Raw genomic sequence first — 14,601 nt, 5'->3', positions numbered from 1 at the left:
GACACCGACCCACGCTGCCGGCGACACCCGGACCGACGTCAGACCTGCAGGAGGCGCCAGACCTGGTCCAGGGCTTCCTGCGTGCCCGGCACATCGAACGACTGGGTGACGAACACCGCCGCCGACCGGCCGCGGCGGCGGTCGACATACCCGATCGACCCCAGACCACCGGCCCACCCCACCGCCCCGTCCGGGCGCACCTCGACTCCGAACCCGTACCCGCACCCAGGGCCGAGCATGTCGTGCGTCGCGCCCCGCTGACTGTCGGTGAGTTGATCCGTCGCCAGCAACCGCGCCCCGGCCTCGGTGAGTACCGGTCCGCCGTGGACGAGAGCGTCGAGGAACGTCAGATAGTCGCCGACCGTCGAGGCCAGGCCGCACGCCAGGGACTCGAAGACCGGAGGGCTCGCGAACCTCTCGGCCGTGGACAGCGCCGTCGGCTCCCCATCCTGCCCCGCGCCGTAGCAGGTCGGCATCCGGGACGGATCGGCGATGAACGCCGTGTCCTCCAGCCCCAGCGGACCGGTCACGTACTCCTCCATCAGCGCGGCGACACCCGAACCGGTCGCCCGTGCCAGCAGGACACCCAGGACGTCACTGCTCGTGTGGTACCACCACCGGTCGCCGGGATGGCTGGCCAGTGGCAGCGCCGCGAGCCGCTGCAGGTACGTTTCCGGCGGGATCGAGGGGGCGTACGGCCCGGGCCCCACGCCGCTCTCGGACATCGCCTCGCCGAGCGCGGGGTTGTCCCCCACCCAGCCGAACCCGGCGGTCATGGCGAGCAGGTGGCGCAGGGTGATGGGCCTGTCCGCGGGGACGGTGTCGTCGAGCGGGCCGTCGGGGCGGGCGAGCACCCGCGGTGACGCCAACTCGGGCAGCAAGGGCTCAACCGGGGCATCGAGCTCGAGGACTCCGCGCTCGAGGAGCGCCGTGGCGAGCATCCCGCCCAGCGGTTTGGTGGTGGACGACAACGCGAACACCGCGTCCTCGGCCACGGACCGTCCGCCGAGCTCGTGCACGCCTCCCGCGACGATCTGCGACCCGCCGGATTCCCTGATCCCGCAGACGTAGCCGATCACCCGTCCGTCGGTGACGGCGTGGTCGAGTTCAGCCCGGGCGGCGGTGAGAGCGTCCACGCCCCGACCCTAGGAGTTCCGGGATCGGGGCGTGGCATTTTCCGGGTCAGCCCGGGACCGAGCTGCTCCCCGAGGTCGACCCGGTTGACGAGCCCGCCGAGATGACGAATCCCGAATCGTCATGGTGACGATCCGGGATTGTCTTTCCTGTGGAGCTAAGGGGACTCGAACCCCTGACCCCCACACTGCCAGTGTGGTGCGCTACCAGCTGCGCCATAGCCCCGTGTTCTGTTATCTGCCGTTTCCCTCTCGGTCACCGGCCTGGATTAAGTTACACGACCACCCGCACTGGTTCCAAATCGGGTCCGGCCCCGCCGGGTGAGGCGGGGCCGGATGACGCGAACTCGCAGGTCAGAGCGAGCCTGACGGGTCAGCCGATGATGTCGGTGAGCCAGGTGGGGCTACCGGTCTCGACGACCTCGCCCTCGAAGGCGACGGTCGGGGTCGACACCCGGTCAGAGACCTCGCGGATGGTCTTCTGAGCGTTGTCCGCGCTCTCCTCCGCCTTGTCCATGCCGCCGTTGGTCTCGACGTTGCCGATGCACTCGACGGAGTCAGAGTTGGCGCCCGCGTCCTCGGCCAGCGAGGCGAGCTCGCGCGCACTGAGGTCGCCGCCGCCCTCTGCCGGCTGGTTGGTGAAGAAGGCCTCCTTGACGGCGAGGAAGGTCGGCAGCGTGTCCTTCGCCGCGACGCACTGGATCGCGGCCAGGGCCCGGGTCGAGTACTCACCGGAACCGGACTGCGCGTTGAGGAAGTTCAGCGTGTGGAACTCCGCGCGCAGGTCGCCTGCCTCGATCGCCTCGGCGATCGCCGAGCCGTTCGTGGCCTCGAAGTTGCCACAAGCGGGACACATGTAGTCCTCCCACACCTGGATGGTCGGCGCGTCCGCCTCGCCGACCACCATGACGCCGGTGTCCGTGATCTCGATCGCCGGATCCGCCGTCTCGCCGAACGAGATCGGGTTCGCCTCACCACCGCGTTGCGCCATCCAGATGACACCACCGAGGACCACCACGGCGACCGCGATGAGAGCGATGACCGTGATGAGCATCCCGTTGTTGGACTTCGTCTGCAGCACCTTGGTGCTCTTGTTGGGCTTGGCGTTCACGTGTGCGACGGCCTTTCTCTACCGGGTGAAACCCGACCACTCCCGGTGATCGGCGCTATGCGAGAGGGTACCGAACATCGAGTCCCCTCCCCCGCGTCCCACCTCGAGCGAGGCCGAAAGCCCCTGGATGCACCTCACCCCCGGTCGAAACTCGACCGGGGGTGAGGCCCGAGTGTGGAGCTGCCGGGAATTGAACCCGGGTCCTCCGCAGCGTCGGCAGGGCTTCTCCGTGCGCAGTCCGCGATGGCCTCTACTCGGATCTCACCCTCATGCGGACGTGTTGGTGATGACGATCCCAGTCACTGTTTGGTGTCCCGACCCACCCCGTGACCGGATGGGCCGGTGATCCCTCTAGATGATGCCGGGGACCGGGGCGAGGGCGACCCCGGGCCGACAGACTACGGGCTCGCTGATCAGGCAGCGAGGGCGTAGTCGCGCTGATTGGTATCGGCGCGTAATTGGTTGCCACGACGCTCACGGTGGTCTCTGGCCTGCACCGGCACGCTTCCCCTGCGTCAACTCACGTAGTCGAAACCACATCAGCCCCTAGCAGGTCCGTCGACTCTCGACGACGGAGTGTTCACTCTACCCCGTCAGGCCGCCCGGGACCAGCGTGATCTCGGTCTCCGCACCGACCTCAGGCCGGTAGCGGGAGACTCACACCGGAGCCGGGAGATTCACGCCAGTGCCAGGAGGGAGATCGCCACCGCGGCCAGCGCGAGCCCGACGACCTGGACGATCCTGAGACGTTCTCCACCATGGGTCACAGCGAGCGCGACGGTGAACGCCGGATAGAGGGCGGCGATCACGCTGACCAGCGAGAGCATCCCCGCCTGCGCCGCGAAGTAGAACGTCCCGTTGGCGACGGCGTCGAACACGGCGATCACCACGCCCACGGCGATGAGCCTGCGGGCGAACCGGAACGACTCCCTCGCCGCGACCGCCGCGACGAGCAGGATGACGGTCGCCCCGACACGCGACGCACCGACCGGCCACAACCCCTGCCCCTCGGGCACCTGCGCGAGCAGGACGAAGAAGGCGGCGAACGCCAGGCCGGACAAGATCGACAGTACGAACAGCTGCCGGGTGAGGCGACCGTGGGCGACGGACGACCCCTGTTCGTCCTCCATGGACACCAGGACCGTCGCCACCAGCGCGATGGCCATCCCCACGAGCGCCGTGCCCCCGGGACGCTCCCCCGCCGCCAGGCCGAACGCCAGCGGTCCGGCCGCGGCGAGGACCGCGGTGATCGGCGAGATGACACTCATCGGCCCCCTGGACAGGGCGACGTAGAAGCTCCACACGGCGATGCCGGAGGCCACCCCCGAGGCCAGTCCCCAGGCCAGTCCGGCGAGCGTCGGCGATCCTCCCGCGATGATCGCGGCGATCCCCACGAGGCCTATCGAGACCGGGTAGGAGATGCTGACGACGCGCAGGGCCCGCGCGCGCCGGGAGGCGACTCCGCCGAGGTAGTCGCTGATGCCGTACGCCACCGCTGACGTGGACGCCAGCACGACGGGCATCATCCCCGCATGCCCTTGATCTTCCTGCCCATCTCCCGGACCGCCTCGCGTTCGGCTGTCCGACGAGCGATGTCGTGGCGCTTGTCGTGGGCCTGCTTACCGCGCGCGACGGCGAGCTCGACCTTCACCCGCCCGCCGACGAAGTAGAGCGACAGCGGCACGAGCGTCGCGTTCCCGTCGCGGACCTTGCCGATGAGCGAGTCGATCTCACGACGGTGCAGCAGCAATTTGCGGGCCCGCTTGGGCGCGTGGTTGGTCCAGCTCCCGTGGGAGTACTCGGGGATGTGGAGCCCGCGGAGCCAGACCTCGCCGTCGTCGACCGTCGCGAACGCATCGACCAGCGAGGCCTTGCCCTCGCGCATGCTCTTGATCTCGGTCCCCACCAGCGCGATCCCCGCCTCGTAGGTGTCGAGGATCTGGTATTCGTGCTTCGCCTTGCGGTTGCTGGCGACGATGCTCCCGTCGGTACCGAGGGACGACGCGCCCTTCTTCTTGTTCTTCTTGGCCACGCCGGTTCACCTCCTTGTTCCCGGTAGGGCAGACCCCACAGTCTAGATCAGCCGCGCCGGCGGTGCCGAACCCGCTCAGTCCTTGACCACCAGCCGCAGTGTCGCCCAGGCGGTCAGCGCGGAGACCACGCCGCCCGCGACGACGAGCACCGGCGCCATGAGCAGGATGTCGGAGGTGGTGATCCGCTCGATGAGGTTGGCCCGGTACGCCTCGTCGAGAATGCGGTCGAGGAAGACGCTCTTGCCCACGAGCAGGCCGCCCACGGCCAGGACCGCGCCGACCACGGCGGCGATGACCGCTTCGAGGATGAACGGCAGGTCGGTGTACCTGCGACTGGCACCGACGAGGCGCATGATCCCGACGGCGGTGCGGCGGGTGAACGCCGCGATCTGGGTCATGTTGGCGATGAGCAGGACCGTGGCGACGAGTTGGACCACGGCGATCGCGAAGGCCGCGTTACGGATGCTGTCGAGGATAGAGAAGACGCGCTCGACCAACTCGCCCTGCCCCTGGACCACCTCGATGCCCTCGACCGCTGCCAGCTCTGTCGCCACGGCCTCGGCGCGGGTGGGATCGGTCAGGGTCAGGGTGAACCGGGACCCGAGCGCATCCGGTGAGGTGGACTCGACCAGGACCGGGTCCGTGGACGCGAAGAGATCGACGAACTCCTCGTAGGTCTGGGTGGGGTTCTTGTACTCCACCGTGGCGACCCCGTCGGTGGACTCGAGCTGGTCCCTGATGGTCGCGCAGTCGGCCTCACAGTCCGGGTCCTCGATCGAGATCGATCGGTCGACGTAGACGCGGAACTCGTTGAGGTAGTCGTACTTGTCCTGGCTGGCGGAGGCGGTGATCACCACCAGTACGCCCGCGCCGAGCATCCCCAGCGCCACGGCGGTGGTGATGATCATGGCCAGTGTCATGGACAGGTTCCGGCGCAGCCCCTGGCCGATCTCCGAGGCGATAAACGACGCGGCGGCCATCAGCGGTCGACCCCGTAGGTGCCGCGGGCGTCGTCGCGGACGACCGCGCCGTCGACGAGTTCGACGACGCGGCGTCGCGACCGGTCGACGATGTGCCGATCATGGGTGGCCATGAGAACCGTGGTCCCCGTCCTGTTGATCCTGTCGAGCAGGAGCATGATGTCCTCGCTGGTCTCGGGGTCGAGGTTGCCGGTCGGCTCGTCCGCCAGCAGGAGCTTCGGGCGGTTGACGAAGGCTCGCGCGATCGCGACGCGCTGCTGCTCGCCGCCGGAGAGCTCGTGCGGGCGGCGGGTGGCCTTGTTGCCGAGCCCCACCATGTCGAGGGTCTCGGGCACGACCTTGGCGATCTCCTTGGGGGATTTACCGATCACCTGGAGGGCGAAGGCGACGTTCTCCGCCACGGTCTTGCCCTCCAGCAGTCGGAAATCCTGGAACACGACGCCGAGGGACCGCCGGAGCACCGGGATGTGCTTCGGCTTCATCGTGACGAGGTCGTGCCCGGCCACGACGAGCGCGCCCGAATCCGCACGGTCCTCGCGCAGCAGGAGCCGGAGGAACGTGGACTTCCCCGAGCCGGAGGCGCCGATGAGGAACGCGAACTCGCCCTTACCGACCTCCACGCTCACATCCGACAGAGCCGGACGCGCCGACGCGGCGTACGACTTGGTCACATGAGAAACACTGATCACACGAGCAGCCTAGCGTCACATCTGCCACGCGCCACCCTCCGCGATGGATTCGTCCCGCGTCCAGACCGCTCGTGCCCGTCGACTACGAGTCCGGGACGCCGGTGCCCGTCGCCTGCGCGTCTGGAATCGGCGTCGCCGGGGCCTGGTCTCCCCCGGTCGGCGCGGGCTCCGTCGCTGCCGGTCCACCGTCGGCGCCCGGCCTCCTCGCCGGAACCGACGTGTCGGTCGTCTCCGAGGCCGTGTCGCCGTCGGCCCCCGGCTCGGCCCCGGTGGGTGACGGAGAGGGTGACGACGGCACCGGCGGCGTCGTGACACCCGTGGACTGATCCGGGGCGGTCGTTCCGGACGATTCCTCCGACGTCGGGCCCGCCTCGCCGGTGTGCGAGGTGTCGGGGTTCTGTGGCGACCGGAACGCCACGACGGGCTCCTCCCGCACGACCAGGTACAAGGCCCCGGTCAGCAGGAAGACGACGAGCAGGATCGCACTGGTCCGCGACATCTTGACGAACTCCAGGAGCAGCGACAGCGCCTCCGGACGAGTCTGTCCTGTCTCCGGCTCGCCCGTGGTGACCCCGCCCCGCGTCGACGTGCCCTCGCCGTCGTCGCCACTGCCGCCCGCACCGCTCTTCCGCGACATCAGACCCCCGCCTCCGCGTCGTCGGGGCGCACCATCCCCGCGCGGATCGCGGCCAGCGCCTCGGGCTCGAGGACGATCCCCTCCTGCCGGAACCGACGCAGGATCACCGCGCGCATGCGCCGGCCGACCTCCCACTGCATACCGGGCTTGGTCCGCGCCAACAACCGGAGGACGGTCTGCTCGAGCCGGATCGCCTGGACTCCCATGACGCTCGGCTCGTCGAGGATGTAGACCCCCACGTAGTCGTCGTGGACGATGTCGCGGCAGATCTCGCCCAGGACGTCGTGGACGAGGTCCAGGTCCGCCGAGTTGGGCACCGGCACGTCGACGACCGCGCGGGCCCAGTCCTGCGACTGGTTGATCGCGGTGATGATCTGGCCGTTGGGGACGATGACGGCCTCACCGTCGAGCGTCCGCAGCCTGGTCACACGCAACGTGACGTCCTCCACGGTGCCCGCGGCGACCCCGGTGGACGTGGTGAGCTCGACGATGTCGCCGTAGCCGTACTGGCGCTCGGCCAACGCGAAGAAGCCCGCGAGGAAATCCTGGACGATCCGCTGCGCACCGAAGCCCAGGGCGGCACCGAGGACGGTCGCCGGGGCCACGAGGGCGACGAGGTTGACGCCGAACCGCAGCAGGATCTGGATGGCGACGATGATGTAGAGCACGCCGACGATGACGTACGAGAGCACCTGGACGAGCGAGTGCAGGTGCTTGGAGTCCTCCGACCACATGTCCTTGTCGGAGTTCTGGCGGTCGATCCGCTCCGTCCACATCCGGGCGATCTTGGTGATGACGCGGGTGAGCAGGGCCGCACCCAGGACCAGGAGCGCGATCTCGAGCCCCTGGTTGCTCAGCCAGGACAGGATCCCGCCGAAGTCGGTGTCGAGCCTCATTCGGCGTCGGCTCCCTCCCGCATACGCCAGCGGATGCCGGCCTCGATGAACGCGTCGATGTCCCCGTCCAGGACCGCGGACGGATTGTTGACCTCGTACTCGGTCCGGAGGTCCTTGACCATCTGGTACGGGTGCAGGACGTAGGACCGCATCTGGTTACCCCACGACGCGTTGCCGCCGGCACCGAGCGCGTCCATCGCGGCGCGCTCCTCCTGGCGCTTGCGCTCGAGCAGCTTGGCCTGCAGCACCTTCATGGCGGCGACCTTGTTCTGCAGCTGCGACTTCTCGTTCTGGCACGTCACCACGATGCCCGTGGGGATGTGGGTGAGCCGGACCGCCGAGTCGGTGGTGTTGACGGACTGACCGCCGGGACCGGACGATCGGTACACATCGACGCGGACCTCGTTCTCCGGGACGTCGATCGAGTCGACGGTCTCCACCACGGGCAGCACCTCCACCTCGGCGAACGAGGTCTGCCGGCGGCCCTGGTTGTCGAACGGCGAGATGCGGACGAGACGGTGCGCGCCCTGCTCAACCGACAGCGTCCCGTACATGTACGGGTCCTTGACGACGAACGTGGCGGACTTGATGCCCGCCTCCTCCGCGTACGAGGTGTCGTACACCTCGACCTTGTGGCCCGCCTTCTCGGCCCAGCGGATGTACATACGCATGAGCATCTCGGCGAAATCCGCGGCGTCCACCCCGCCCGCGCCGGCGCGGATGTTCACCACGGCGTCACGCTGGTCGTACTCACCGCTGAGCATGGTCTTGACCTCGAGCGCCTCCACGTCCTCACGCAGCGACGCGCGCTCGGAATCGGCCTCCTCGACCGCCGAGGAATCGCCCTCGGCCTGCGCCTCCTCGGCGAGCTCGTACATGAGCGGCAGATCGTCGATCCGGCCTCGGAGCTCGCGGCACCTGCGCAGGTCCGCCTGGATATAGGACAGCTCGCTGGTGACCTTCTGCGCGCGGTCCTGGTCGTTCCACAGGTCGGGGTCGGCGGCCATCTGCTCGAGCTCGTCGACGCGTCTGGCGAGTTCCTCGATGTCGAGGACCTTCTCGACCGTGGTCATGGTGGTGTCGAGGGCGGCGATATCAGCAGAGACGTCAGGGTGCACGGTTTCCAACTCTACGCGGCTCCCTCGTCTCCTCGTGTTCGCACGCCCGTCTCCCGCCCGTGACCCTTCCCACGTCGGATTGTCGCCCGCCGGGGGTAGCGTCGGCGCCACGGACCCGCTACCGACACCCGGGCAGCGGAGCCACCACGGCCGATCAGCGGAGGAAGACCATGTCCACCGATACCCGCACACCCCGCCACCTGCCCGACGAGACCACCGCGACACTGACGGACGTCGACCTGGCGGCGCGCCTCGTCGTCGACGCCGGGACCCTGGCCCGTCGCCTGCGCGAGGGCGGCCTCGACGTCCGACACAAGACCTCCGTGTCCGACGTCGTCACCGAGGCGGACAACGCCGCCGAGGCCCGCATCACCGCCCTGCTGGCCCGGCACCGCCCAGGTGACGGCGTCCTGGGAGAGGAGGGCACGCTCGTCCCGGGGGCCGACGAACGACGATGGGTCGTGGACCCCGTCGACGGCACCTACAACTTCGTCAACGGATCCGACTACTGGTGCTCGGCGGTGGCACTCACCGGGCCCGACGACTACCTGCTCGGCGCGGTCCACCGGCCGGTCACCGGCGACACGTTTGTCGGCGGGTCCTCCATCCCGACCCGACGCAACGGTGTCCCCGTCCCCCACCTCGACGCCGGCGATCTCGCCGCGGGGAGCCTCGCCACCTACCTCCACCCCCCGTTCTTCGACGACCCCGACCTCGCCGACCCGTTCCACCGCCTCAGCAGGGGTGCCGCGACGATCCGGATGCTCGGCTCGGGCTCGGTCGACCTGGCGTCCGTGGCCTGCGGAGTGCACACCGTCTGGGCCCAGCATTCGTGCCCCGAATGGGACTGGCTGCCCGGACGCGCGCTCGTCGAGGGCGCCGGCGGAGTGTGCGCGACGGTGGAGGTCAACGGGTACGACTGGTTCGTCGCGGGTCGCGCCGGCGCCGTCGAACAGGCGGTTTCCCTCCTGCGGGGCTGAATTCCCGGCCCACACACGCTTCGACGTCTCACGCACCGGTCGACCCGTTTCGGGGAAAGTCTGGCGCTCGAAACTTACTCCGAAGTAAGGTTGAATGCGACCACACCGTCCACTCCGTCACGAGAACAGCTGGTGATGATGAGCAAGAATCCCACGACCCCGTCCGCGACCGGGCGCGGTGAGAACTCCACACCGGGTCTGAACACGACCAAGATCGATGCGATCGGCGCCGCCATGCGCGCGCTCACGACCATCACCGGGTCCGAGTTCGCCGAGCGCTTCGGCCTCCGGCAGAAGGTCGACCGTGTCACCTACGAGGCCACCAAGTCCGGCTTCAAGACTCTCGGCGCCGCGACCAAGTCGTTCAAGAAGGTCTCCGGTGGCGGCACGCCCAAGCGTCTGCCCGAGGCCGACGCGCAGACCCGCTCGGACGCGTTCGACCTCACGCTGGACGACGAGCAGCAGATGATCGCCGAGACGGTGCGCGACTTCGCCACCGAGGTCATCCGCCCGGCCGCCTACGATGCGGACCACGCGGCCGAGGCCCCGGCGTCGCTGCTCGAGCGGTCGGCCGAGATCGGCGCGACCATGCTCAACGTGCCCGAGGAGTTCGAGGGCATCGCCTCCGAGCGAGGCGTCGTGACCAACTCCCTGGTCGCCGAGGCTCTCGCCTACGGCGACATGGGCCTGGCCCTGCCGATCCTGGCGCCGTCCGGCGTGGCCACCACGCTGACACAGTTCGGCTCCGACGCCCAGCAGAAGTCGTACCTGCCCGCGTTCGCCTCGGAGTCGGTTCCCGCCGCCGCCGTGGTGGTGACCGAGCCGCGCGTGCTGTTCGACCCGTTCTCGCTGCAGACCACCGCCACCCGCGGCCCCGGCGGCTTCACGCTCAACGGCGTCAAGTCCATGGTGCCCACCGCCGCGAGTGCCGAGCTCTTCGTGATCGCCGCGAACCTCGACGGCAAACCAGCCTTCTTCGTGGTGGAGTCCGACACCGAGGGCCTCGTGGTGGAGGCCGACCCGTCGATGGGTCTGCGCGCCGCCGGCCTGGGTCGCCTCAACCTCACCGACGTCTCGGTTACCGCAGACGCGATCCTCGGTGGCCCCGAGGCCTCGGACGCCGACCGCGCCGCCAGCTACGCCGACATCATCCGCCTGTCGCGCCTGGGCTGGGCCTCGCTGGCTGTGGGCACGTCGCACGCGGTGCTCGACTACGTGATCCCCTACGTCAAGGAGCGCCAGGCGTTCGGTGAGCCCATCGCCAACCGTCAGGCGGTCGCGTTCATGGTCGCCGACATCGCCACCGAACTCGACGGCATGCGTCTGGTCACCTGGCGCGGCGCCGCCCGCGCGGAGCAGGGCCTGTCCTTCGCCCGCGAGGCCGCGCTGGCCCGCAAGCTCGCCGCGGAGAAGGGCACGAAGATCGGCCTCGACGGCGTGCAGCTGCTCGGTGGACACGGCTTCACCAAGGAGCACCCGGTCGAGCGGTGGTACCGCGACCTCCGTGCGGTCGGCGTGGCAGAGGGTGTGGTGGTCCTGTGATCCACCCTGACCTCACCCACCCCGCCTCCTTCGGATCAAAGGACCTCTGATCATGATCAACCTCGAACTCCCCAAGCGGCTCCAGGTAGGTGCCAACCAGGCCCGCCAGGTCGCGACCCAGATCTTCCGCCCGGTCTCCCGCAAGTACGACCTGGCCGAGCACGAGTACCCGGTCGAGCTCGACACCCTCAAGGCCATGATGGAGGCCATGGAGGACGCCGGTCAGGCGGCCTCGGGCGCCACCATGGGCTCCGGCGGCGCCCCCAAGCGTGAGGGCGTGTCCAACGGCGGCAACATGAAGTCGCTGCTCAACATCATCGAGACCTGTTGGGGAGACGTGGGCCTGACCCTGTCGATCCCCCGTCAGGGCCTGGGCAACTCGGCTATCGCCGCCGTGGCCAACGACGAGCAGATGGAGAAGTTCGGCCGGGTGTGGGCCTCCATGGCCATCACCGAGCCCGACTTCGGTTCCGACTCGGCCGCGGTCTCGACCACCGCCCGACTCGACGGCGACGAGTACGTGCTCAACGGCACGAAGATCTTCGTCACCTCCGGTGCGCGTGCCGACCACATCGTCGTGTGGGCCACGCTCGACAAGAGCAAGGGCCGCGCCGCCATCAAGTCGTTCGTCGTCCCGCGCGAGCACCCCGGCGTCTCGGTGGACCGGCTAGAGCACAAGCTCGGCATCCGCGCCTCCGACACGGCCCAGATCACGTTCACCGACTGCCGGGTCCCCGCCGCGAACCTCCTCGGCGACCCGGAGATCCGCGTGGACAAGGGCTTCGCCGGCGCCATGCAGACCTTCGACAACACGCGTCCGCTGGTCGCCGGCATGGCCGTGGGCGTCGCCCGCGCCGCGCTCGAGGAGATCCGCACGCTCCTGTCCGAGGCCGGTCTGGAGATCGACTACGACCGCCCCGCGACCAGCCAGCCCGCCGCGGTGGCCAAGTACCTCGAGCTCGAGGCGGACTGGGAGTCCGCGTACCTCCTCACACTCCGTGCCGCGTGGATGGCCGACAACAAGATGCCCAACACCAAGGAGGCATCGATGTGTAAGGCCAAGGCCGGCCGCACCGGTTCCGCCGTCACCCTCGGTGCCGTGGAGCTCGCGGGCACATTCGGCTACTCCGAGCGCAGCTTCCTCGAGAAGTGGTCGCGCGACTCGAAGATCCTCGACATCTTCGAAGGCACCCAGCAGATCCAGCAGCTGGTGATCGCCCGCCGTATCCTCGACCTGTCCAGCGCAGAGCTCAAGTGAGCTGACGCGGGCCCGCCGCCCGCGCGGGACCACACCAGATGCCCTCACGGATCACGTATCCGTGAGGGCATCTGGCGTGTGTGACCCGCCAGAAGGTGGGACGATGCTCACATGGCCCCCACCCGACCGACACCACGCCGCCGCCTGACGAGCGCCCTCACGGCGGCGTCCCTGGTCGCTGCCGGCATCGCTGCTGGTGCGGCCGGCGGCGTCGTTGGCTCACCCGAGGCCTCGGCCCAGGCGTTCCGGTATGCGGACGCGCCCATGCTCTGGACGGTGGCGCACGGCCCGGCCTGCGCCGGCTGGATCACCGCCTCGACCGTGGTGGCCGAGAGCATGCCCGGCCAGATCCGCCTGGTGGCCACGGGGAACTTCTTCGGGATCTCCTGGAACCCCCCTCAGCAGTGCTGGTCCGCAGTGAAGGTGCACTGGCACAACCTCGACAGTGGCAGCCGCGGCTACTGGGAGGCACGGACGGCCGGTGCGGTCGGCGTCGCGCCGACGGAGATCGGCCAGGTCCACCTCGACACCGGCCCGGGTCGGGTCGTCCTCACTATCGGCACGGACCTACACCACCTGCCCGTGACGCACGAGGTCACCGCCTACTGACGGACACCGCCCCGGCCTCTCGACGTGAGAAAAGTCCGGGGCGGTGGGGGTCGCGGTGGACCGCGGACGAGTCAGGCCATCTGGAAGCCGCGGCCGGGCCAGTTGCGTTCGGTGGCATCGGCGACGACCGCGTCGAACGAGACCCCGAGGGCCGGGATGAAGAATGGCGACTGGGCGGGGTGGACGCAGGACGGCAGGACCTGACCGAGACTGCTCAGCGAACCGGCTGCCGGGGGCATGTGGCCGCCGGAGACCAGTCCGACGAGGCGGCCGTCCTTGGTCATGGGCCCACCGGAGTCGCCGAAGCCGGCACACGCCTGGCTCCAGAACCGGGCCCCCTCACGCTGCCAGGTGATACCGCAGGAGTGACCGGTGGTCATGCCGTCCTTACAGACGATGTCGCCGAACTCGGGAGCCGGTGCGCGGCCGGAGACACCGGCCTGGCGGACCGGGAATGCCACGCCGGGGTCCAGGCGGATGACGGAGTAGTCGAGGATCTCGTTCCGGGTGGCGATGGTGCCGATCACGCCGGCGTCCTCGTTGCCGCGGAGGAGGACCGGAGAATTGATCCGGTCGCTGCAGTGCGCGGCGGTGAACGCGACGGGAGCCCCGGAGGCGTCGAACCCCGCGGCGGTGATCGTGCATCCCGCCGTACCGTTGACGAGAACAGGGGTTCCGCCCCCGACGGGGACGGCGGCCTGCGCTACTGCGGGGGCCACCAGCGCGGTCGCCCCGGCCATGACGGCCGCTGCGGCGAGCCTCGCGAGTCGGGTCGTCCTCATATGTGCGGTTCCTCCTTCCCCGGCGGCGGTGCCGGGGTCTCAGCCCTAGCCAGGGTAACTGCCGAGCCGGTCAAACGCACGATGCACACTCCCGCGCCGGACAGCCGTCCGCCCGCTCCTCCGCCCGGGATCCACCGACCGGACCCACCCCGGAATTCACGCGTCGTCGACGACGATCCGGATGCGCGGCTCCTGCTGCGGGTCCCCCTCGATCTCGGACCAGATGGCCGTGACCACCGGGCCGAGGAACAGCTCACCCACCTGCCCCATCAGGGTGCGCACCACCTGCACCTTGTCCGAGGAACGCGTCGAGGCGTGGCCTTCCCGGCGTAGGCCCTCCACCACCCGGGTGGTCAGTTCGACGATCGCGCTGAGGAGGGACTCCCCTCTCCCGTCGGGCTCGAGCAGCGCACGGTTGAGGTATTTGACGATCACGGGGTTCTGCTCGAGCATCGTCCGGACCACGGCGTCGCGCGCGGCCACGACCTCGGCGGACGACCCTGAGTGGTCTGCGCCGGCGAGCGCCTCCTCGATGCGGTCGACGACGATCGCGTCCACGGCCCGCCGCAGACCCTCCTTGGTCCCGAAGTGGTGCTGGATGAGCCCGATCGTCACACCGACCTCGGCGGCGACCCGCCGCATGGAGACGCGGTCCTCACCGTGCTCGGCGTAGAGCTCGAGCGCGGCGAGCTGGATCCTCGTCCGGGCACTGAGGTCTCCGGCGGTGCCGGCCCCCTGGGCATGAGGCTCAGACCCCACCATTGACCACTCCCTATTGCTGATGCGTGGAACAGGCACCGGGTTGCCCCGGTGGACCATACTATACACTTGAC

Annotated in this window: 15 protein-coding genes, 1 tRNA gene and 1 other RNA gene; 4 read left to right on the top strand and 13 right to left on the bottom strand. The window is 69.4% G+C overall.

What is annotated here, in order from left to right:
• Nucleotides 1-38 precede the first annotated feature (38 nt).
• The 11 genes from OPF83_RS02440 to prfB all read right to left on the bottom strand — a co-directional run bounded on the left by OPF83_RS02440 (nucleotide 39) and on the right by prfB (nucleotide 8,597).
• Nucleotides 39-1,136 (bottom strand): serine hydrolase, encoded by a 1,098-nt coding sequence (locus OPF83_RS02440; RefSeq protein WP_264885625.1) that lies wholly within the window; start codon nucleotides 1,134-1,136, stop codon nucleotides 39-41.
• A gap of 150 nt (nucleotides 1,137-1,286) precedes the next feature.
• Nucleotides 1,287-1,359: transfer RNA gene (locus OPF83_RS02435), tRNA-Ala, on the bottom strand.
• 147 nt (nucleotides 1,360-1,506) lie between these two features.
• A complete protein-coding gene (locus OPF83_RS02430) occupies nucleotides 1,507-2,244 on the bottom strand; it encodes a thioredoxin domain-containing protein (RefSeq protein WP_264885624.1) in 738 nt (245 codons plus the stop codon).
• Between the two features lie 172 nt (nucleotides 2,245-2,416).
• Nucleotides 2,417-2,791, bottom strand: a transfer-messenger RNA (tmRNA) gene (ssrA, locus tag OPF83_RS02425).
• A 130-nt stretch (nucleotides 2,792-2,921) separates the two neighbouring features.
• The gene (locus tag OPF83_RS02420) at nucleotides 2,922-3,770 is read right to left on the bottom strand and encodes a DMT family transporter (RefSeq protein ID WP_264885623.1); all 849 of its coding nucleotides are present in this window, start codon (nucleotides 3,768-3,770) and stop codon (nucleotides 2,922-2,924) included.
• A complete protein-coding gene (gene smpB, locus OPF83_RS02415) occupies nucleotides 3,767-4,276 on the bottom strand; it encodes an SsrA-binding protein SmpB (RefSeq protein ID WP_264885622.1) in 510 nt (169 codons plus the stop codon). The genes OPF83_RS02420 and smpB overlap by 4 nt, the downstream gene beginning before the upstream one ends.
• A 75-nt stretch (nucleotides 4,277-4,351) precedes the next feature.
• The gene (gene ftsX, locus OPF83_RS02410) at nucleotides 4,352-5,257 is read right to left on the bottom strand and encodes a permease-like cell division protein FtsX (RefSeq protein WP_264885621.1); all 906 of its coding nucleotides are present in this window, start codon (nucleotides 5,255-5,257) and stop codon (nucleotides 4,352-4,354) included.
• Complete coding sequence (ftsE, locus tag OPF83_RS02405; RefSeq protein WP_264885620.1) at nucleotides 5,257-5,946, bottom strand: cell division ATP-binding protein FtsE; 690 nt, start codon at nucleotides 5,944-5,946, stop codon at nucleotides 5,257-5,259. Before ftsE ends, ftsX begins: the two co-directional genes overlap by 1 nt.
• 82 nt (nucleotides 5,947-6,028) lie before the next feature.
• Nucleotides 6,029-6,583, bottom strand: coding sequence for a hypothetical protein (locus OPF83_RS02400; protein WP_264885619.1), 555 nt, complete (start codon nucleotides 6,581-6,583; stop codon nucleotides 6,029-6,031).
• Nucleotides 6,583-7,479: a mechanosensitive ion channel family protein gene (locus OPF83_RS02395; RefSeq protein WP_264885618.1), complete on the bottom strand. Its 897-nt coding sequence runs from the start codon at nucleotides 7,477-7,479 to the stop codon at nucleotides 6,583-6,585. The genes OPF83_RS02400 and OPF83_RS02395 overlap by 1 nt, the downstream gene beginning before the upstream one ends.
• Nucleotides 7,476-8,597, bottom strand: a complete 1,122-nt coding sequence (prfB, locus tag OPF83_RS02390) for a peptide chain release factor 2 (protein WP_264885617.1) — start codon at nucleotides 8,595-8,597, stop codon at nucleotides 7,476-7,478. Before prfB ends, OPF83_RS02395 begins: the two co-directional genes overlap by 4 nt.
• Nucleotides 8,598-8,767: 170 nt before the next feature.
• Between prfB and OPF83_RS02385 the strand changes: the two genes are divergently transcribed.
• The 4 genes from OPF83_RS02385 to OPF83_RS02370 all read left to right on the top strand — a co-directional run bounded on the left by OPF83_RS02385 (nucleotide 8,768) and on the right by OPF83_RS02370 (nucleotide 12,986).
• A complete protein-coding gene (locus OPF83_RS02385; RefSeq protein ID WP_264885616.1) occupies nucleotides 8,768-9,577 on the top strand; it encodes an inositol monophosphatase in 810 nt (269 codons plus the stop codon).
• A 135-nt stretch (nucleotides 9,578-9,712) separates the two neighbouring features.
• Nucleotides 9,713-11,119 carry an acyl-CoA dehydrogenase family protein gene (locus OPF83_RS02380; protein ID WP_264885615.1) on the top strand — a complete coding sequence of 469 codons (1,407 nt, stop codon included), beginning with the start codon at nucleotides 9,713-9,715 and terminating at the stop codon, nucleotides 11,117-11,119.
• 52 nt (nucleotides 11,120-11,171) lie between these two features.
• Nucleotides 11,172-12,377: an acyl-CoA dehydrogenase family protein gene (locus tag OPF83_RS02375; RefSeq protein ID WP_264885614.1), complete on the top strand. Its 1,206-nt coding sequence runs from the start codon at nucleotides 11,172-11,174 to the stop codon at nucleotides 12,375-12,377.
• 111 nt (nucleotides 12,378-12,488) lie between these two features.
• Nucleotides 12,489-12,986, top strand: coding sequence for a hypothetical protein (locus OPF83_RS02370; RefSeq protein WP_264885613.1), 498 nt, complete (start codon nucleotides 12,489-12,491; stop codon nucleotides 12,984-12,986).
• A 71-nt stretch (nucleotides 12,987-13,057) separates the two neighbouring features.
• Here OPF83_RS02370 and OPF83_RS02365 read toward each other — a convergent pair whose 3' ends face one another.
• Nucleotides 13,058-13,768 carry a S1 family peptidase gene (locus tag OPF83_RS02365; protein ID WP_264885612.1) on the bottom strand — a complete coding sequence of 237 codons (711 nt, stop codon included), beginning with the start codon at nucleotides 13,766-13,768 and terminating at the stop codon, nucleotides 13,058-13,060.
• 156 nt (nucleotides 13,769-13,924) lie between these two features.
• On the bottom strand, nucleotides 13,925-14,530 hold the full coding sequence (locus OPF83_RS02360; RefSeq protein WP_264885611.1) for a TetR/AcrR family transcriptional regulator: 606 nt from the start codon (nucleotides 14,528-14,530) through the stop codon (nucleotides 13,925-13,927).
• Nucleotides 14,531-14,601 lie beyond the last annotated feature (71 nt).

It is taken from the genome of Dietzia sp. NCCP-2495 (assembly GCF_026011735.1).
Classification (GTDB): domain Bacteria; phylum Actinomycetota; class Actinomycetes; order Mycobacteriales; family Mycobacteriaceae; genus Dietzia.
This window is presented reverse-complemented; position numbering and strand designations above follow the sequence as displayed.